This is a genomic window from Bacteroides sp. OF04-15BH, from assembly GCF_003477995.1.
GTDB lineage: Bacteria > Bacteroidota > Bacteroidia > Bacteroidales > Bacteroidaceae > Paraprevotella.
In genome coordinates, this window is the sequence record NZ_QUEM01000033.1 from 12,135 (window position 1) to 32,240 (window position 20,106).

Genomic DNA, 20,106 nt, shown 5'->3' on the forward strand with positions numbered 1-20,106 from the left:
AAGAAGATCGGATGAAGAAGAATCTGAACAGATGGATGTGTACCCTCATCGGGTGCCTTTGTGCTTCTGTGTTTGCATGGGGAGCGCAGGCATTTGAAAAGGGACGCTTGTATGTGCTGTATCCCAAATCGAAACCGAATATGGTGTTGGGATATCAGGGCGGAAAGGAGAGTGCAGCCACAGCCCTGAAATGGAATGAGGCGGACAAACAGCTCTACTGGACGGTAACGGAACTGTCCGGCAGTTACCGCATCATGAACCCGTTTGACAATCTGGCTATTCACACCACCGGCAACGGCGAGGTGCGTATGGCCGAGAATAACGGTAGTGACGAATCGCAGTTGTGGAAACTGGAGCCGGCCAAGGACGGAACGTATCTGCTGGTTCCTGCCAACAAGCCGAAAATGGCCGTGACCTGTGAGGCCGACGGTTCATTGGCCCTGAAGGACAAGGAGGCAGTGAAGAATACCAAGGCAGCCTGGTTTGAAGTGAAGGAAAGTGCCGTGGCTGGTTTTGATCAGGATCTGACTTACCAGATTGTCAGTGCCGACGGCAAGTGGGTGCTGGGTAATGGTGACAGTGGCGAGAACAATGCCCGTATCCGTCCGGAGAAGAAGGATGCGCAGAACCGTGGCCAGTACTGGACCGTGAAGATGCTGGATTTGCAGCGCCGTGTTGTAGGTGGTGCTTTCTACGACCAGAATTTTGACGACGGTGGCGGTAATCCGTCTATCGACTATCTGCTGCAATGGCCTGCTGTGGCCGGTGTGTGGAACAATGCACAGTTTGAGTTCCTTCCGGTGAAAGGGAAGACCGGTGTGTTCCAGGTCCGTTCGGCCAATCCGCAAAAGAAGAATTTTGTGTATGCCTTGCAGGACGGCAAGTTGCAGCGTATCGAGAGTGCCAAGGCAGGCGAAAGTTCCTGGTTCCGCTTTGTGCAGGTAGAGAAACCTAAGTTTGAGTCTCCTTTCTGGGAAGACGAAACCATGTTTGAGCAGAACAAGGAGAAGGCGCATGCCACTTATCTGCCTTATCCGAGTGAAGAGGCGATGCTGGCCGACAAGAACTTCTACCGCACTCCTTGGGTGCAGCCCAACAGCAGTTATTATCAGTTGCTGAACGGTAACTGGAAGTTTAACTTTGTGGATGAACCTTCCAAACGTCCGGTGGACTTCTATAAGGAAGACTATGATGTGTCGGGATGGGATGAGATTCCGGTTCCTTCCAACTGGGAGATGCAGGGCTACGACCGTCCGATTTATGCCAATGTGGAGTATCCGCATGCCAATACACCTCCGTTCATTAAGGCCCGTCCGGGATTCAACGACGGGGGCAAGAACTACGGTATCAATCCGGTGGGTTCATACGTACGTACTTTCCAGGTGCCGGCTGACTGGCAGGAGGGACGTACCTTCATTCATTTCGGAGGAATCTACAGTGCCGCTCTGGTTTATCTGAACGGACAGTATGTGGGTTATTCTCAGGGTTCGAACAATGTGGCCGAATTCGATCTGACCAAATATCTGAAGAAAGGTGAGAACAAGTTGGCCGTACAGGTGTTCCGTTGGAGCGACGGTTCGTATCTGGAGTGTCAGGATATGTTCCGTATGAGTGGTATCTTCCGTGACGTGTACTTATATAATACGCCGAAAATTGCCGTTCGTGACCATTATATCACCGCTCAGGTGGCCGGTTTCGACGGAGTGCCGGCAGGAGGAACCAAGGTGAATGTGCGTCTGGAGATTGACAACCGCGATCATCAGCCGTTCAACAAGAGCATCGAAGTGGCACTCTATGACCCGAGCGACAAGCTGGTCACAAAGAAAAACCTGCGTCTGGATCTGGTGGGCGGAACGCTGACCGATGCTGATACGCTGGTTGTGCGCGATGTAACTTTGGAAGTGCCAGGTGAGGTGGCCTTGTGGAGCGCCGAGCATCCGAACCTGTATACGGTGCGCGTGGTACAGTACTCCGAGAATTCGGAAAAGAAACCGGAGATGGCTTTCTCTACCAAATACGGATTCCGTCATATCGAAGTCAAGGATTCCAAGATTTTTGTAAACGGGGTGCGTGTATTCTTCAAGGGTGTGAACCGTCACGACACTCATCCGCTTTACGGACGCGCGGTGACTACGGAGTCTATGTTGCAGGATGTGTTGCTCATGAAGCGCAACAATATCAATACCATCCGTACATCACACTATCCGAATGCGGCCAAGATGTATGCCATGTTCGACTACTACGGACTCTACTGTATGGACGAGGCCGATCTGGAAGACCATGCCAATCAGAGCATCAGCGATCGTCCGTCGTGGATTCCTTCCTTTGTGGACCGCATCGACCGGATGGTGCTGCGTGACCGCAATCACCCGAGTGTGATTTTCTGGAGTTTGGGTAACGAAGCCGGTAACGGACGCAATTTTGAGGCATGTTATGCTGCTGCCCGCAAACTCGATCCAAGACCGATTCACTATGAAGGAACGCGTAACGGATTGCCTTATGGCGGTAACACCTACAGTGACCTGTATTCAAAGATGTATCCGGGTATGGACTGGATGGCCCAGTACACCAGCAACATGGACAAGCCGATGTTCATTTGTGAGTATGCGCATGCTATGGGTAATGCCATCGGTAACCTGAAAGAATATTGGGAGAGCATTGAAAACAGTAATGCCACCTCGGGCGGATGTATCTGGGACTGGGTAGACCAGGCCATTTACGAACCTAAGGAAATCAAGAACGGCACCTGGAAAGGACGTCTGCACACGGGATATGACTTCCCGGGCCCGCACCAGGGTAACTTCTGCAGTAACGGTGTCATTCCGGCTACCCGTAATGAAAGTGCCAAGCTGAAGGAGGTAAAAGCCGCTCACCAGTGGGTGAATTTCCGTCTGCAGCGGTTGGATGAGAAGAAAAATGTGGCCTACATTGCCATCAGAAACAAATACGACTTCACTTCGTTGAAGGATTTTGATCTTTATGCCGAAGTGCTGAAGAATGGTGTCAAGGTAAGCGTCAAGAAACTTGGTTTGCCGGATGTTGCTCCGAAGGATTCTTTCGTTATGGCTGTGAAGCTGAATGAAGTGAAACTCTCAAAAGCCAAGAAACAGGGCGACGAGGTGTTGCTGAACATGATTGTGAAGAGAAGAAATGCCACAGTATGGAGTGCCAAGAACCACGAGGAGGCTATGGCTCAGTTTGTCATCGCCGAGCGTGGCGGTCTGAAGACCCTGAAGCCGCAGGGCAATGAACTGGAAGTCGTGGAGAATGCCGAGGAAGTCGTTATCAAAGGCGAGGGCATCAAGGCTGCCTTTGACGCACGTACCGGTCGGATGACCACTCTGTTGATGAAAGGCAAGAATGTGATTGCCGACGGTCAGGGATTTGTTTACGACAACCACCGTTGGATTGAAAACGACAAGTTTGGCAATACGAATGCCGGACTGAATGAAAAGGGTACCTGCACCGTGAGCCGTGAAGACGATTGTGTGGTCGTGAAGACCTTCCGCGGCAGTTCACTGTGTCCTACAACAATTACCTATAAGTTCTATCCTCAGGGTGTGGTGGACATGGATGTGCAGTTCGATCCGCAGACCGAGGACTTGCGTCGTGCCGGACTGGTTTGCATGGTGGATTCTGCCTTGAATCAGGTGGATTATTATGCCTACGGTCCGTGGGAGAACTATAACGACCGCAAGGACGGTTGTCTGGTGGGCCGTTACAGCACAGAGGTGGACAGCATGACTGCCGAGTATGTCAAGCCGCAGAGCATGGGCAACCGTGAGGGACTGCGCGAACTGGTGCTGACTGATGCCCAGGGCAATGGAGTGAAGATCGAAACCGAAGGCAATGTGTCTTTCTCTACCTTGCCTTATACCGATGCCGACTTCATGAATGCCAACCACATGTGGGAACTGAAAAAGCGTCCGTACATCGTGATGCATCTGGATGCCGTGATGCGCGGTGTGGGAAATGCCAGCTGCGGTCAGAATGTGGATACCCTGGTGAAATACCGGGTTCCGAAGAAGCCGCTGTCTTACAAATTGCGTCTGTCTGCCGTGGGCAACTAATCATGCGGAGACAAACGCCGAAAGTTTGATTCTATAAGAAAATAAGGAGATGCGTCCTCACTGGGGCGCATCTCTTTTTTTGTCTCGCAAGGCCTCAAAAAAACATGGTGATGAAATTTTCATTTCATTTCGATGATCGGATAAAATCATTTCGATGATTTCAGTTTGCGGTGCCCAATCAAAAAATAGAATGTTAAATCCAGAAAAAAAGTTTGTTTTTTTATTTTATTCTTTTACATTTGGGAATTAACAGAGCTGTTAATATATAAAGACATGAATACAAGGAAGATAAACAAGGCAAAAAAGAACACGGAAGAGGCTATTATGGCGGCTGCCGAGGAGTTGTTTCTCGAAAAAGGCTATCTGTTGGCCACAACCACCGAGATAGCCCGCAGGGCAGGGGTGACGCACGCCATGCTTCATTATTATTTTAATACCAAGGAGCAGATTTTCTTCAAGGTATTGGACAAGAATCTGCATGAGCTGTTTTCATCGGTGCGCCAGTCCATGTCGGCCGAGAGACAGTCATTTTGGGAAAATCTGAGTGCCGGTATTTCCATGTTGCTTGCTTTTCTGGACGAGCATACACAACTGGCCGGTCTGCTTTACGAAGTGGCAAAACATAGTCCTGACCTGTTGGAACGCTATCAGGAGAATGTCATCAATCTTATGTGTGCTCTGGGAGGGCATCATAAGGCATTGTTGCAGCATGAGATAGCCGAGGGGAAATGCAATCCGGTTACTTTCGAACAGCTCTTTCTGGATATTGTGACGCTGGTTTTCTCCACCTATATGTTTCTGCCGGCCATTAATCAGATAGCCCATTTTGGAAAGGCGGAAATGGATGCCCTGCTGAAGCGGAGACACGAGGAAATACTTACTTTGATTTATCTCCGTCTTTATGGCAAGGACCCGGTAAAAGGTTAGTTTGATGATTGGCGTAAGAAAATGATGATCCGTGTATCCGATAATTAACAAGGTTGTTAATAAGAAATGTTTAAGATAAACTCAGAAAGGAGGAGAATATGAAAAGGCTTTTCTTTTTGATGGTATGGATTTCGGCGGTTTGCGGCGGTGTGTACGGACAGGTGACGCTGGACGAATGTCTGGAGGCCGCGCGCAACCATTATCCTCTGATTCAGGAACGTGGCCTGATCCGTGAAGTGGAGCAATATGACCTGAAGCGCATCGGCAAGGGGTGGTTGCCCCAGCTGAACGTATCGGCCAAGGCGCAGTATCAGTCCGAGGTGGTGGAGATGCCTTTCGAGATTCCCGGGTTTGAATTTGATTTGCCGCACGACCAGTATTCCGTGGTGGGTGAGCTGAACCAGACCGTGTGGGACGGAGGAAGCAGTGCCAGTCAGAAGAGCAAGGTGCGTGCCGAGGCCGAAGTGCAGAGCCGGCAGCTGGATGTATCTCTGTATGCCATCCGTCAGCAGGTGCAGAACCTGTTTCTGGGGATTCTGCTGATGGACAAACAGATTGCCCAGAACGAGATTGTAATCAAGAGCCTGAACCGCAGTCTGGAAGAGGCCCGTGTGGGACTGGAACAGGGAGTGTCTTATCAGTCGGATGTGGATCAGGTCAAGGTGCGCATTCTGGATTATCAGCAAAAGAAAGATGCCCTGTGTGCCGACCGGAAGACCTATGTGGCGATGTTGGGCAAACTGACCGGAAAAGATCTGGACGGAGCACGGTTCTCTGAGCCCGAGGTGGCGGTTGAGACAGACAGTATGCGGCTGGCTCGTCCGGAGATGAGGCTCTATCAGGCACAGCTTCGGCAGACGGAGGTGCAGCGGAAGGAGTTGCAGACCTATCTTTATCCTAAACTGAATCTGTCCTTTCAGGGAGGATTGGGACGTCCGGGCCTGAATATGCTGAAGAATGAGTTTGAGCCTTACTACACGGTAGGCCTGAAGCTGCAATGGAACATCGGAGCCCTGTATTCCCGAAAAGAGGACTTGCGCAAGGTGAAGGCGCAGGAACGCCGGGTAAAGATCGAGCAGGAAACTTTCGTGTTCAATACTATGCTCGAAGCAACGGAGCAGATGAATGCGGTGGACAAGGCGGAACGCATCTGGAAGCAGGACCGCGAGATTATTCGTTTGCGCGAGTCGTTGCGTCAGGCCGGTGAGGAGCAATACCGTCAGGGAGTGATTCGGATGACCGAACTGATGGACCGGATTGACGATGAGTTTGATGCCCGGGTGGCCGAGTCGATCCATCAGGTGCAGTTCATCATGGCGGTCTATGATTTGAGAAATACGTTGGGACAGTAGAAGAAACTTGAAAAAGAATCAGAATATGAAAAGCGGAACTTTATATCACGGTCTGTTGCTGTTGCTCCTGTTTTGCGGAGCCTGCACGGACAAATCGGGAGAGTTTGATGCCTGCGGTCAGGTGGAAGCTACGGAAGTGATGGTTTCGGCCGAGAGCAACGGACGCATTGTCCGGCTGGATCTTACCGAGGGCGACCGGCTCCGGAAAGGAGCGGTGGTCGGTGTCATTGACTCTGTTCAGACATTTCTGCAAAAGCAGGAACTGCTGCGCAAGAAAGCCAACGCACGCACCAAGCAGGTGGACATTCGGCGGCAACTGGCTTCGCAATACGAACGGTTGAACAATCTGCGGGTGGACTATGAGCGCTATCGCATTCTGGAAGCCAAGGATGCCGGTACGCGTAAGCAGGTGGAGGATCTGGCTTCGCAGATAGCTGTGGCCGAACGCGAGATTGCCGCCCAGAAACAGACTTATGAGCGGAATAATGCGGGCATCAAGGAGGAAGTGGAGCTGTATGATGTGCAGATAGCCGAGAAGGAAGACCAGTTGGCCAAATGCCGTATCGTGGCTCCCATCGACGGGGTGGTGCTGACCAAATTCGCCGAAACCGGTGAGATGGCCACGGCCGGAAAATCCCTGTTCAAGATGGCCGATATGAATCAGGTGTATGTGCGTGCCTATTTCACTACGCCGCAGCTGAGCCAAGTCAAACTGGGTGATTCGCTTCGGGTCACTATTGACGACGGCACGAAGAATCTGCGTTCCTATACCGGCAAACTGATCTGGATTGCTGATGAGATGGAGTTTACCCCCAAGAACATACAGACCAAAGATGAGAGGGCCGACCTGGTTTATGCCGTGAAGATAGCACTCCGCAACGACGGCTATCTGAAATTGGGAATGTATGCGTTTGTTCATTTTAAATAATCATGCACTATGGCTGTCATCAATGTAAAGCAGATCAGTAAGCGTTATGGCTCCTGCGTGGCGCTCGACGGCGTATCATTGCAGGTGAATCCCGGAGAGATATACGGACTGATCGGTCCCGACGGAGCCGGAAAGACAACTCTGTTCCGGATTCTGGTCACGCTGCTTTTGCCGGACGAAGGGCAGGCAGAGGTAGATGGACTGGATACGGTGCGCGACTATCGCAAGATACGCAGCCGCATCGGCTATATGCCCGGACGCTTTTCACTCTATCAGGACCTGTCGGTGGAGGAGAATCTTGACTTCTTTGCCACGATGTTCGGCACTTCCATTGCCGAAAACTATGAGAATATCAAGGAAATCTATGCCCAGATAGAACCCTTCAAGGACCGTAAGGCGGGGGCGCTGTCGGGAGGTATGAAGCAGAAACTTGCGCTGTGTTGTGCGCTGGTGCACCGCCCTTCGGTGCTGTTTCTCGACGAACCGACCACCGGTGTGGATGCTATCAGCCGCAAGGAGTTCTGGAACATGCTTTATCGCATTCGCCGTTCTGGTGTCACCATTCTGGTGTCCACTCCTTATATGGACGAGGCGGCTTTGTGCGACCGCATTTCCCTGATTCAGAAGGGCAGGATTATCGAAACGGGAACGCCCGACGAGATTGTGGGCCGCTATCCGCATCAGCTGTTCGGCGTGTGTGGTGAGCCGGCCTATCCGTTGCTGAAGTTCCTGCGCACCTGTCCCGGAGTGCTTCGCTGCTTCTCTTTCGGTTCGGAGCATCATGTGGCGGCGGAGCCCGGTGTGCTGACGGCCGGAGGCTTGCAGGCTGCGGTCGAAGAAGCCGGATTCCGGAAGGTTTCCGTGCGCGACATCCGTCCGAATATTGAAGATTGTTTTATGGAATTGGCAAAGGAGAATGATTATGGACAAGGAGAATGAGGTTATTGTGGTGCGCGAACTGACCAAGAAGTTCGGCAACTTTACGGCGGTGGACCACATCAGTTTTGAGGTGCACCGTGGGGAGATATTCGGTTTTCTGGGAGCCAACGGAGCCGGGAAAACCACAGCCATGAAGATTCTCTGCGGACTGAGCCTGCCTACCTCGGGGGGCGGAACGGTCAATGGGTTTGATATTTGCCGGGAACAGGAGAAGATAAAACGGAACATCGGATACATGAGCCAGAAGTTTTCTCTTTATGCCGACCTGAAGGTGTGGGAGAACATCCGTCTGTTCGGAGGTATTTACGGACTGAGCAGCAAGGTGATTCGTGAAAAGACCGAGTCGATGCTCCATAATCTGAACATGACGGACCTGCGCAACGAGCTGGTGGGCGATCTGCCGTTGGGCTGGAAACAGAAACTGGCATTCAGCATCGCGCTGATTCATGAGCCCGGAATCGTTTTCCTGGATGAGCCAACCGGAGGCGTGGACCCCGAGACGCGCCGTCTGTTTTGGGAGATGATTTACGAAACGGCTTCGCGCGGCACTACCATATTCGTAACGACACACTATATGGATGAGGCCGAATACTGCGACCGGGTGTCCATCATGGTCGATGGCGTGATTGCCGATCTGGACGCTCCGGCCACCCTGAAAGAACGCTATCAGGCCGCCGACATGGATGCCGTGTTCCGGCAGCTGGCTCTGAAAGCCAAGCGCCAGTGACAGAGAGTGACAACAGAGGTTAAACCATAAAAATAGGACACCATGAAAGGTTTTTTATCATTTGTCAGAAAAGAGTTCTGGCACATCTTCCGCGACAAAAGAACCATTCTGATTGTGCTGGTGATGCCGGTGGTGCAGATCATTCTGTTTGGCTTTGCCATCAGTACGGAGGTGCACGACGCCCGTGTGGATATCGTGGGCAACTGGTCGGACCCGTCCGTGCGTCGTATTGCCGGACGGATGGAGCAGAATCATTATCTGCGTGTGGTGTCGGTTTATGAAACGGTGGCCGATGTGCCGGAGCGCTTCCGCAAGGGACTGACCGATGTGGCGGTGTGCTTTGAGCGCGACTTCGATGCCCGCCTGCGCCATGAGGGTAGGGCCGAAGTGCGTCTGCTGAGCGATGCTTCCGACCCGAACACGGCGCAGATGATTGTGAATTATGTCAACGGGGTGCTCACGGATGCCCAGAGTGATCTGATGCTGAAGGATCGGCCGGAACCGGCAAGCGAGGCATCATTCCCTTATGTGCAGTATATGTATAACCCTTCGGTGCTCTCGGCCTATAACTTTGTGCCCGGAGTGATGGGACTGATCCTGATGCTGGTATGCTCCATGATGACCGCCATCTCCATAGTGCGCGAAAAAGAGTATGGCACGATGGAACTGCTGCTGGTATCGCCTGTGCGCCCGATGAGCGTCATTGTCAGTAAGGCCGTACCTTATCTGGTGCTTTCGGTGGTGAATCTCGTGACGATTCTGCTTCTGGCACGGTGGGTGCTCGATGTGCCCATGAGGGGCAGTCTGCTGCTTTTGCTGCTTGTCTCTGTGCTGTTCATTCTGGCATCCCTGGGACTGGGTTTGCTGATTTCTGTGATAGCCTCCACCCAAAAGACCGCCTTGCTGATTTCCGGTATGGGACTCACGATGCCCACGATGATCTTCTCGGGCATTATCTTCCCTTGTGAAAGCATGCCGGTGATCTTGCAGTATTTTTCCGATATCATTCCGGCAAAGTGGTATATCATTATCGTCAAGAAAGTGATGATAGAGGGAGTAGGCTTTGGTTATATTTATCAGGAGTTTCTGGTGCTGCTCGCGATGACGGTATTCCTGTTGACCGTAAGCATCGGACTGTTTCGAAAAAGATTATAAGAGGAGGAAGGCGTTATGACACTGTGGTATTTGCTCGAAAAAGAGTTCAAGCAGTTTTTCCGGGATCCGGGATTGCCCAAGATGGCAATTGCCTTCCCGGTACTGATGATGCTGGTGTTTCCTTTTGCCGTGAGCATGGAAATCCGGAACATCAACCTGGTGGTTGTGGACGAGAACCGTACAGAAGTCTCATCCGAACTGATTCAGACCTGTACCGCATCGGGATATTTCAATCTGGTGGAAGTCAGCTCCAATCCCGAGCGGGCTATGGACCTGATGGACCGTAACCGGGCCGATGCCATTCTGACCATCGGTTCCGATCTGGACCGCAAGCTGGGACGGGGAGAAGACTTGCCTGTTGGCATCAAGGTGAACACCATCAACGGAACGAAGGGAAGTATCGGTGCGGGCTATCTGACCAGTAGTGTGCGTCAGTTTTACGCCCGCAAGAAAGCCGGACAGGGGGAGAGCGCGGCTTCTCTTTCTCTGGATGTTTCTCCGAAATACTATTTCAATCCGTTCTTGGATTATAAGAAATTCATGGTGCCGGCCCTGATTGTCATTGCCATCACCATGCTGACCGGTTTCTTTCCGGCCCTGAATATCGTGAGCGAAAAGGAACGGGGCACCATCGAGCAAATCAACGTCACGCCCGTGCGTCGCAGTGCCTTTATCCTGTGCAAGATGATTCCCTACTGGCTGGTGGCCTTCTTCGTACTTTCTGCCTGTCTGCTCATAGCCTGGCTGGTGTATGGTTATTCTTGTGCCGGAAGCGTGGGCCTGATGTATCTCTTCACCGCTTTCAATATAATGGTGACGGCCGGTATGGGTCTGCTCATCTCCAATTACAGCGACAATGCGCAGCAGGCCATGTTCATCACCTGGTTCTTTATGATGGTGTTCATGTTGGTGAGCGGCATTTTCACCCCAATCGCTTCCATGCCTTCCTGGGCAAAGGTTCTGACCTATCTGAACCCCATGCGCTACTATGCCGATGCCATGCGTGCGATCTACATGAAAGGAAGCACATTCCTCGATTTGTGGAAAGATGCTTTGGGATTGCTCACCATCGGTTCGGTTATGATTACCTGGGCCATTCTGAGTTATAGAAAAACGAATTGATGGGAACGGCAACCCTATAAAAAATATTAAAGTGATGTTTTTATAAAGGGCTTTCCCTAACTTTGTAGGGACGTAAATTTAATACCATGGCGGATCTTAATCTACTACATAATAACAAAGGCTTGCTCAAGCTGATTACTTTTTTGAAAAACAAAGGCGAACGGAGAACGATGCGAAGACGGGATTTTTTTGTCCGTCAGGGAGAGTATCATGCCGAGATAGCCTATATCCTGCGAGGAAGCTTTAAACTTTTTACATCGGATTATCGGGGAAAGGAGCAGATTCTGTCTTTTTCCTTCGATCATGAATTTGTGGCCTGCTATTTGCCGCCCCGTTATGGCTGCAAGGCCCTGCTCAGCGTGCAGGCTCTGGAAGAGTCGGTGCTTCTGGTGGCTCCTCTTAAAGATATTCTTTCCCAGATACAGATTGAGCAGAACGGTACCATTTATGTTTCGGATTTTGTAGAAAGTCTGGCCTTTGACCTCTTGCGGAAAAACGTGTCTTTCCGCTGTGAGGCCCCCGAAGAACGCTACCGGAAATTGATTGTGCGCATTCCCGATATCCTGAATCGGGTCAGCATGAAAGACATTGCTTCGTATATCGGAGTGACACCCGAAACCTTGAGCCGTATGCGCAGCCGCATGCTTCTGGAAGAAAAATAGAAAATATTGATTAGAATCAAGATTTTGTTTCCTGCTCATTGGAAAAGGCAAAGAAGAAATCATGTTTTTTATTTCTTTGTAAAAGATTAAAGAAAAGCCATGAGAAATTTTTTGTTTTTACTGTTGATATTATTGCCGATACACGGGAATTGTTCCCAACGCAAATCTTCGAAAAGCATATTGGACTATGTGGATTTGTTTGTAGGCACATCCAACTCCAGATGGATGTTGGGACCTTATGCCTCGGTGCCCTACGGAATGGTACAGTTGGGACCGGACAATCAGGACGGAGAGTGGATGGCGGGCTATGAGTATTCTTTTGCCAGCATCCGGGGCTTCAGTCATATCCATGCCTATGCCCATGCCGGTTTGCTGATTATGCCGGCTGCACAGGATTTCACCCAGTATGGAGGAAGTGTCTCTTCTGCCTATCGTGGCGCCGGTGCCGGTTATCATTCCCGCATGTTGAAAAACACGGAAAAGGCTTATCCCGGTTACTATGGCTGTGAGCTGTATGATGCGGAATGCAAGGCCGAGATGACTGCAACGACGCATTGTGGTTTCCACCGTTACACGTTTCACGAGAAGGATAATGTGCGTATCCTGTTGTCTTCTTTGGTGGTTTCCGAATATACTCCCAGCGTAGTGGAGGCTCATTTTGAGCCCAAAAATAATAAGGAAGTGGAAGGCTATGCCCGGATGAGAGGCATTTATGGAGACTATACCCTGTATTTTGCTATTGAGTTTAATAAGCCCTTCAAGGACTTTAACGGATGGGTTGGTGATAAAGTGTTCAGCAATGCGGATTCAATACATGGAAAGGATGATGTCGGAGCCTTTGTGAACTATGCTACCCGTGAAGGCGAAGAAATTATGTTGAAAGTGGGACTGTCTTTGGTGGATCTGGATGGTGCCCGGAATAATCTGCGTCAGGAACTGGCTGCTACGGGTTGGGATTTTGAAGCTGTGGCCCGTCAGGCTGCCGAAGAATGGGAGAAACGGTTGTCATCCATAGAAGTGTATGGAGAGGAACGAGATAAGAAAAAGTTTTATACTAACTTCTATCGCGCCATTTGCAAGCAGACCTGGAGCGATTGCGACGGCAGATACCGAGATACGTATGGCAAGATCCACCAGCTTCCGCAAGGACAGAAAATGTATGGCGGTGACGCCTTCTGGAACACTTATTGGAATGTAAACACCCTGTTGTCACTGGTACATACCGATTTGATGAACGGATGGGTACAGACGCAACTGGAGTTATATAGAACTTTCGGATGGACAAACAACGGACCTACCGGACTGAAAATGTCCGGCATTATGGATGTCACCCACGAAATAGCCCTGATGGTGGCTGCCTATCAGAAAGGAATCCGTGACTATGACGTAGAGAAACTGTATGAGGCAGTAAGTCATAATTCAAAAGAGCAAGGAAGGCGTTTCGGATTCGGAGGCATGGGCTGTCTCTCAGGCATGGAATATCTGAATGTTTATGACTCATTGGGATATGTTCCTTACGAAATGAATCAGGCATCGCGCACCTTGGATTACGCCTTTACAGACTATTGTGCGGCTCAGTTGGCCAAAAGTTTCGGTAAGGAAGCCGATTACAAACTGTTTCTAAAGCGCTCCGAAAACTGGAAGAATCAGTTGCATCCGGAACTTAAATATCAGATGCCGCGCTCTGCCGATGGCAGTTGGAAGACAAATTTCAATAAATTCTCCGGCGAAGGATGGGTGGAAGGAAACAGCTGGCAATATACGTGGTATGTGCCTCATGATGTGCCCGGTCTGGTGGAAGCCATAGGGCGTGATACCTTTAACTGCCGCTTGGAAGAAGGCTTTGAAAAGTCCCGGAAACATAAGTTTGCGGCACATGCTTTTGATCGCTATCAGCCTGTTCCGTTTGAATATTATATCAATCATGGCAATGAAGCCAATATGCAGGCCAGTTTCCTGTTCAACTATTCCGGAAAACCCTGGCTGACGCAGAAATATTCACGGGAGATACTGGATGTGTTTTACGGCGATACGCCTTACGAAGGATGGGGAGGCGATGAAGACGAAGGGCAGATGGGAGCCTGGTTTGTGATTGCTTCAATGGGTCTGTTTGAAATGGATGGAGGTGTTACTTCTGAACCTCAGTTTGACCTGTCGTCTCCTTTGTTTGATAAAGTGGTGATTCACATTGATCCGCGTTATCATGGCGGAAAGCCTTTTGTGATCAAGGCTATCAATAATTCACCGCAGAATGTCTATATCCAGTCTGCTACCTTGAACGGTACACCTTTGCAAAAACCGAAAATTAAGTTTAAAGACGTGGTGGCTGGTGGAACACTGATTTTGAAAATGGGACCGAAACCTAATACCCACTGGGGAGTATAACACTTTGCTTTTACTTTATAAAAATAACACTATGATAAAAAAACATTTCTTATGGTTGCTGATGTCTTTCTGCTTTTTGGCGACATCCGCATGGGCTTTGCCTGAAAAACACTTCAAGCATCCCGACCGTATCAAGTACGATCAGAACTGCTTTCAGATTGAAGGACGCGATGTATTCGTATTCAGCGCCGCTTTCCATTATTTCAGAGTACCTCAGGAACTGTGGCGCGACCGCTTCCGGAAAATCAAGGAAGCAGGTTTCAATACGGTAGAAACCTATGTTCCCTGGAACTGGCATGAGCGTAATATGCCCAAAAACGTGCGTGATTTTTCCCAATGTGATTTTAGCGACCTGAAAGAATGGTTGCGTATGGCTCATGAGGAGTTTGACCTGTATACGATTGTGCGTCCGGGACCTTTTATCTGTGCCGAATGGGCCGGCGGAGCTTATCCGCGCTGGCTGGCCAAATATTGCCCCGAGAAGTATGAAACCAGTTTCTGGCTGCGCAGTAATCATCCCGAGCATCTGAAGTGGGCCCGTCATTGGTATGATGCGGTGTGCCCTGTTTTTGCCCAGGAACAGATTACCCGTAAGAAACCTGGAGAGAAGGGTATCATTATGGTGCAGCTGGAGAATGAATATATCTATTTTGGTATGGAGAGCGAGAAGAAGAAAGAAGTGTTGGCTTTCCTTTCCAAGGCATGTACCGACAACGGCATTGATGTGCCGCTCTTCACTTGTGTCACTCCCGAAGTGCGGGGAGCCTCAGACGAGGTGATCAGTCAGCTTTTTGATATGGACAATCAGTACGTGTGGTGGAATGTCCATGAGGCGAAGAGCAGAATTGAGAATCTGAAGAAAGAACAGCCCAACGCTCCGGCTTTTGTGTGCGAATTGCAGGGCGGCTGGTTCTCTACCGTAGGCGGTGGCCTGAGCGAGGACAGTTATCTGGACGGACGGCATGCACGCGGCATGGCGCTGATGGCCATGGCCGGAGGAGCCACCGGTTTGAATTATTACATGTTCTTTGGCGGTACGCATTTTGCGGGCTGGGGAGCACGTCGCATGACCACGACTTATGACTACGGTGCTGCCTTGAAAGAAAACGGAGGTGTAGGCGAAAAATATTTTGCCGTAAAGGCTGTGGGCCGTTTTGTTGCCAAGTATGGCACGGCTTTGGCTCAAAGTGCTCCGGTTGCTTTCACAGCCAATGTTCCTGAAGAGCGCCTCACGGTAGGGGTGCGTCAGGCAAAGGACGGCACTTTGTTTTTCTTCTTCTTTAATAGAGATAAGAAAGAACGCTTCAATAATCTGGTTCAGATCCAAACAAAGGATGGAAAACTCTATCCGATAGCTTGCGTTCTGGATGCGCTGGACAGTAAGGTTCTGGTATTGCCTTCAGGAGCCTCTCAGGGATTCTGGTATCCGGAGAATGTTACCGGTCCGGCCCGTTCTTCTGTGCACGGCGCGGTAATGTCCGGCGCGGCCTTTACCGGAGAGCAGAATCCGGCCGACCGTCCTGCCTTGTTGCCTTTGCCGATTCGTATCTCTTCTGCCGAATATTGTGTCGAACCATTCTGCGGTGACTGGCAGAAACTGAAACGAGGTGTGTCCTTGCCGGAGCTGGATGTGAACGACTGCCGTTATTCCATGTACCGCAGTCGGGTGAAACTGTCGGAAAAAGATGTTCAGAAGTATGGTTCCTTAATCTTCGAAATGTATACAGGCGACCCGATGTATGTTCAGGTGAACGGTAAGGTTGTGCCGCGTGCTTCTGAAGACGAACTGGATAATACCTTCCTTCTGAAGGATGTATTGCATGCGGGAGAGAATGAGATCATTGCCGTTTATGAGAACCGCGGACATGCTCATGGCTATCGCCCGATGGAGGAACTCAGCGGAATGAAGGCCGGAGGTCTGGGAGCCGGCATGTCCGAAGTGATTCCGGTGGAGGAATGGATGGTCAAGAAGATGGACTCTTCTTCTGATACAGATATTCCGGAATTCCTGTCGAACAAGGAAGGCTGGGACAAGATTATGCTGGATGCAGGAACGATTGCCGATCTGGCTACCCTACAGATAGCCGGATTGAAGCAGCCGAAATGGCCGGCTGCCTGGGTGCTTCAGCAACAGAATGGTACGGCTGTCTATCGGACAACCTTGCATTTCACGGACAAAATGTTGCGCGAAGGTACCACTGTGCTTGAGTTTGCCTGTGTGGATGACGGCGGTGCGCTTTGGGTAAACGGCAAAAAGGTGGCCGAGCATCAGGAATGGGATAAACCTTTTATTACGGACTTGGCAGATTATTTGCATGCCGGTGACAATGAAGTGGCCATTGTGGTCAGCAACAACAGTGGTGCTGGTGGTTTGCTGAAGGCTGTCCGTCTGTACCGCGCCATGACCATCTTGAAGACTTTGAATTGGGAAGTGTCCACCGATCTGGGCGGTGTCTGTGCCGGATTTACCGAAGGACGTAGCGGAGAATATACCTGGAAACCGTGCGCTCTGAAAACAGACGGTGTCGTTCCCCGTAAGGGAAGCTATGCTCCGGCAGGAGAAAGAGACGGCCTGTTGAAATGGTATCGGGTGAAATTCAACCTGCCGAAGAAAGAAAAAGGAATCTGGGTGCCCTGGCGTGCTTTGGTCAATGCCTCAGGAAGCGGATATATGTGGCTGAACGGACACAATATCGGCCGGTATTGGGAAGAAGGACCGCAGCGCGAATTCTTCTTGCCCGAGTGCTGGCTGAAATTCGGCGAAGAAAATGTTCTGATTCTGGGTTTGAGAGAATCCGAGCAGAAGGGCGCTCTTCTGGAAAGTCTCGAAATCCTGCCTTATTATGAAGATGCCGAATACCGTGCAGACTATGAATAAAAAACCTATAAAGTCAACAACAATGAAACTAAGACTGTGTATTTGGGTGATCCTGGTTCTGTGCTGCGGGCATTTGTCCGCCCGGGAAACCTTTCCTCTAATCTATACTATGAATACCGGCTGGGCCTTCTTTCGCGGAGATGTGAAAGAAGGCTACAAGCCAACCCTGGATGTGTCGTCCTGGATGCCCGCTTCCCTGCCGCATATCATGCAGCTGGAACGCAAGCATTGTGGCGGCGATGTGATTTACGATGGAGTGGGTTGGTACCGCCGCAAATTTACGGCGCCCGAATCCTTTCAGGGCAAGCGGGTAGCCGTATCTTTCGAGGGAGTGATGAATGCTTGTACGGTTTATCTTAACGGGGATTCCCTGTATCATCATCGGGGCGGTTATGTCGGATTTACGGTGGATTTATCCAAACATCTGAAGTTCGGAGCCGAAAATGTGTTGGCTCTGCGTGTTTCCGCCGAATACGATCCACTGACTCCTCCGGGAAAGCCGCAGGACCGTCTGGACTTCTATTATTATAGCGGAATCTATCGCGACGTAACTCTGCACGTGACCGACCGCCTTCATATATCCGATGCTCTGGAAGAAGACCTTGTGGCCGGAGGGGGAATTTTTGTGACCTATCCCAAAGTGTCGGCCGAACGCTCTGTGGTATCGGTGCGCTCGCATCTGAAAAACGACGGTCCGACGGCGCGCGCCGGTCAGTATGAGCTTATCCTGAAAGATGCCCGTGGGCGTGCGGTGGCGCGGAAGTTGCAGGATTTTTCCATTCCGGCATACGGACAGAAAGAACTCCCGTTGGAATTTCCGGTAGAGAAACCTCATTTGTGGTTCCCCGACAGTCCTTATCTGTACACCTTGGAATGTCGGGTGAAGGAAGGAAAGCAAGTCATAGACCGGAGAACGGAACAGATTGGTATCCGCTCAATACGCTATTCTACCGAAGACGGTTTCTTTATCAACGGCAAACCGCTTTATCTGGTCGGAGCCAACCGGCACCAGGCATATCCTTATGTTGGCGATGCGGCTTCAAACTCCATGCAGGTGCGTGAGGTTATCGATATGAAGAGAGGCGGATACAACGCCGTGCGTGCGGCGCATTATCCCAACGATCCGGCTTTCCTGGATGCCTGTGACCGTTACGGTCTTCTGGTGGTGGAGTGTATTCCGGGCTGGCAGTATTTCAATGACAATCCGGTATTTGCTGATCGCTTGGAGTCAATCTGTCGCCGTATGATCCGGCGTGACCGCAACCATCCTTCCATTATTCTTTGGGAAACAGCACTCAATGAAACCAATTACCCGATGGAGGTAGTGCGCCGAATCAGTGAGGCTGCCCACAGTGAATATCCCGGCAACCAGTTTTATACCGCAGGCGATTATTTCAGTCACGAAGATACGGAACCCTATTACGATGTGTTCTACAAACAGGTGTCCCGCTTCCCGAAGGATGGCAATGTGTTGAGCAATTTCCTGGAAGACCAGATTGCCGTGAAGCCGTTGCTTACGCGTGAGTGGGGCGACGGAGTGGGCGAGAAGCCCCGTGTCAGCATTCGTGAGGATGAATGGGAACAGCTGAAACAGTGCGACACCCGCATGAAGCACCTCAATGGAGAGGGATATTTCGACTGGTGCATGCTGGATGCCAATCCGCGTATGGCGGGCCGTTTTATGTGGAGCTACAACGACTACAACCGGGGAGCAGAGGAAGAAACCATGTTCTCGGGTGTTGTAGATGTGAACCGCTGGCCCAAGTTCGGTTATTATCTGATGCAGAGCCAGCGTCCGTTGGCTACGGAGCAGGACGGACAGTTTGGCGGCCCGATGGTATTAATCGCTTCTTTCAATTCTTCGGACCGTTATGCTTCGTCCACCAAACAGATTACGGTATTCTCCAATTGTGATGAAGTGCGCTTGTTCCGCAACGGAAAACTGATTGGAAAGCAGACACGTGCCGAGCGCACTCTGCTTTATCCGCACGTCGTTCAGAAGGGAGGCAGCCCGATGTTTGTGTTCGATGCCGGAGGCTACGAGGCTGGAAATCTGCATGCCGAGGGTTATGTGGCTGGAAAGAAGGTGGTCCAGCACGATGTCCATACACCCGGCGCGCCGCATCATATAGAGATTTATGTGCCCGAATATCCAATTGTTCCGTTGGCCGACGGCAGTGACCAGATACCGGTTTACTTTAAGGTATGCGACGAAAAAGGAACCTTGGTCTCACAGTCGGATATGGAGATAAACATTTCCGTTTCCGGTGAGGGCACATTGATCGGCGGAGGCATTGACCGTTTGGGCATCAGTCGCCAGCAGGTTGAAGGAGGAGTCGGTTTTGCCTTGATCAGAACCACGGCAAAGGCCGGTAAGATTCAGATTCAGGCTGAGGCCGAAGGTTTGCAGAGCGGTGCTTGCACCCTGCGTACGGTCCGTCCGGAAGCGAAAGCCCTGCCCGGAGGCTACGGCGCGGAATTGCAGGGACAGGAAGAAGACGGAGTGAAGATAAAAGCCAACAAGGAAGAGCGAGCCATCCTGGCCCGCAAGCAGATCAAGCCGAAGAAGGTAACGGTCACTTCGGAACATGCTGATTATCCGGTGGCCCACCTGACTGACGGTGATGATTTCAGTTGGTGGATTGCCGATACGGATGTATTCCCGCAAACCATTACGCTGGAACTTGAAAAACCGGTAACCATTTACGCATCGCGCATCCGTTTCCAGAAAGACAGTTCTTCTTACCTTCATAAAGTGGAATATTCCGAAGACGGCACTTCCTGGCATCTGGCCTATGAACGCGAATGTACCGGTTGGGACTTCAAACCCGTCAAGATGGAGAAAACAGCCCGGTTCCTGCGGATTACCGTTGAGAAAGTGTCGGAAGGCAGAGCCGGACTGGCCGAAATAACTTTGTTTGAATAACTGTTGACATGCTATGAAAAGAAGAATATTGAAAA

General features: G+C 50.7%; 12 protein-coding genes. All 12 read left to right on the forward strand.

Annotated elements, in window-relative coordinates:
• Nucleotides 1-11: 11 nt before the first annotated feature.
• The 12 genes from DXA74_RS13110 to DXA74_RS13165 all read left to right on the forward strand — a co-directional run bounded on the left by DXA74_RS13110 (nucleotide 12) and on the right by DXA74_RS13165 (nucleotide 20,071).
• The gene (locus DXA74_RS13110) at nucleotides 12-4,070 is read left to right on the forward strand and encodes a glycoside hydrolase family 2 TIM barrel-domain containing protein (RefSeq protein ID WP_233550549.1); all 4,059 of its coding nucleotides are present in this window, start codon (nucleotides 12-14) and stop codon (nucleotides 4,068-4,070) included.
• 273 nt (nucleotides 4,071-4,343) lie between these two features.
• Complete coding sequence (locus DXA74_RS13115) at nucleotides 4,344-4,997, forward strand: TetR/AcrR family transcriptional regulator (RefSeq protein ID WP_118528302.1); 654 nt, start codon at nucleotides 4,344-4,346, stop codon at nucleotides 4,995-4,997.
• Nucleotides 4,998-5,095: 98 nt separating this feature from the next.
• Nucleotides 5,096-6,349, forward strand: a complete 1,254-nt coding sequence (locus DXA74_RS13120) for a TolC family protein (protein WP_118528304.1) — start codon at nucleotides 5,096-5,098, stop codon at nucleotides 6,347-6,349.
• Nucleotides 6,350-6,374: 25 nt separating this feature from the next.
• Nucleotides 6,375-7,277 (forward strand): HlyD family secretion protein, encoded by a 903-nt coding sequence (locus DXA74_RS13125; protein WP_118528334.1) that lies wholly within the window; start codon nucleotides 6,375-6,377, stop codon nucleotides 7,275-7,277.
• Between the two features lie 9 nt (nucleotides 7,278-7,286).
• A complete protein-coding gene (locus DXA74_RS13130; protein ID WP_118528306.1) occupies nucleotides 7,287-8,216 on the forward strand; it encodes an ABC transporter ATP-binding protein in 930 nt (309 codons plus the stop codon).
• Nucleotides 8,200-8,943 (forward strand): ABC transporter ATP-binding protein, encoded by a 744-nt coding sequence (locus DXA74_RS13135; protein WP_233550550.1) that lies wholly within the window; start codon nucleotides 8,200-8,202, stop codon nucleotides 8,941-8,943. The genes DXA74_RS13130 and DXA74_RS13135 overlap by 17 nt, the downstream gene beginning before the upstream one ends.
• A gap of 42 nt (nucleotides 8,944-8,985) precedes the next feature.
• Nucleotides 8,986-10,098 carry an ABC transporter permease gene (locus DXA74_RS13140; RefSeq protein ID WP_118528310.1) on the forward strand — a complete coding sequence of 371 codons (1,113 nt, stop codon included), beginning with the start codon at nucleotides 8,986-8,988 and terminating at the stop codon, nucleotides 10,096-10,098.
• A 15-nt stretch (nucleotides 10,099-10,113) separates the two neighbouring features.
• The gene (locus DXA74_RS13145; RefSeq protein WP_118528312.1) at nucleotides 10,114-11,220 is read left to right on the forward strand and encodes an ABC transporter permease; all 1,107 of its coding nucleotides are present in this window, start codon (nucleotides 10,114-10,116) and stop codon (nucleotides 11,218-11,220) included.
• Between the two features lie 170 nt (nucleotides 11,221-11,390).
• Nucleotides 11,391-11,882, forward strand: coding sequence for a Crp/Fnr family transcriptional regulator (locus tag DXA74_RS13150; RefSeq protein WP_118528314.1), 492 nt, complete (start codon nucleotides 11,391-11,393; stop codon nucleotides 11,880-11,882).
• A gap of 99 nt (nucleotides 11,883-11,981) precedes the next feature.
• Entirely contained in the window at nucleotides 11,982-14,267 is a 2,286-nt protein-coding gene (locus DXA74_RS13155; RefSeq protein WP_118528316.1) for a GH92 family glycosyl hydrolase, read from the forward strand.
• Nucleotides 14,268-14,298: 31 nt separating this feature from the next.
• Entirely contained in the window at nucleotides 14,299-17,145 is a 2,847-nt protein-coding gene (locus DXA74_RS13160; protein ID WP_118528318.1) for a beta-galactosidase, read from the forward strand.
• A gap of 22 nt (nucleotides 17,146-17,167) precedes the next feature.
• Nucleotides 17,168-20,071: a glycoside hydrolase family 2 TIM barrel-domain containing protein gene (locus DXA74_RS13165; protein ID WP_118528320.1), complete on the forward strand. Its 2,904-nt coding sequence runs from the start codon at nucleotides 17,168-17,170 to the stop codon at nucleotides 20,069-20,071.
• The last annotated feature ends 35 nt before the right edge of the window (nucleotides 20,072-20,106 follow it).

Coding starts and splice junctions, on each gene's coding strand:
- DXA74_RS13125 (WP_118528334.1), top strand. CDS start 6,375: ATGAAAAGCGGAACTTTATATCACGGTCTGTTGCTGTTGCTCCTGTTT.
- DXA74_RS13155 (WP_118528316.1), top strand. CDS start 11,982: ATGAGAAATTTTTTGTTTTTACTGTTGATATTATTGCCGATACACGGG.
- DXA74_RS13135 (WP_233550550.1), top strand. CDS start 8,200: ATGGACAAGGAGAATGAGGTTATTGTGGTGCGCGAACTGACCAAGAAG.
- DXA74_RS13145 (WP_118528312.1), top strand. CDS start 10,114: ATGACACTGTGGTATTTGCTCGAAAAAGAGTTCAAGCAGTTTTTCCGG.
- DXA74_RS13110 (WP_233550549.1), top strand. CDS start 12: ATGAAGAAGAATCTGAACAGATGGATGTGTACCCTCATCGGGTGCCTT.
- DXA74_RS13140 (WP_118528310.1), top strand. CDS start 8,986: ATGAAAGGTTTTTTATCATTTGTCAGAAAAGAGTTCTGGCACATCTTC.
- DXA74_RS13165 (WP_118528320.1), top strand. CDS start 17,168: ATGAAACTAAGACTGTGTATTTGGGTGATCCTGGTTCTGTGCTGCGGG.
- DXA74_RS13150 (WP_118528314.1), top strand. CDS start 11,391: ATGCGAAGACGGGATTTTTTTGTCCGTCAGGGAGAGTATCATGCCGAG.
- DXA74_RS13160 (WP_118528318.1), top strand. CDS start 14,299: ATGATAAAAAAACATTTCTTATGGTTGCTGATGTCTTTCTGCTTTTTG.
- DXA74_RS13130 (WP_118528306.1), top strand. CDS start 7,287: ATGGCTGTCATCAATGTAAAGCAGATCAGTAAGCGTTATGGCTCCTGC.
- DXA74_RS13120 (WP_118528304.1), top strand. CDS start 5,096: ATGAAAAGGCTTTTCTTTTTGATGGTATGGATTTCGGCGGTTTGCGGC.
- DXA74_RS13115 (WP_118528302.1), top strand. CDS start 4,344: ATGAATACAAGGAAGATAAACAAGGCAAAAAAGAACACGGAAGAGGCT.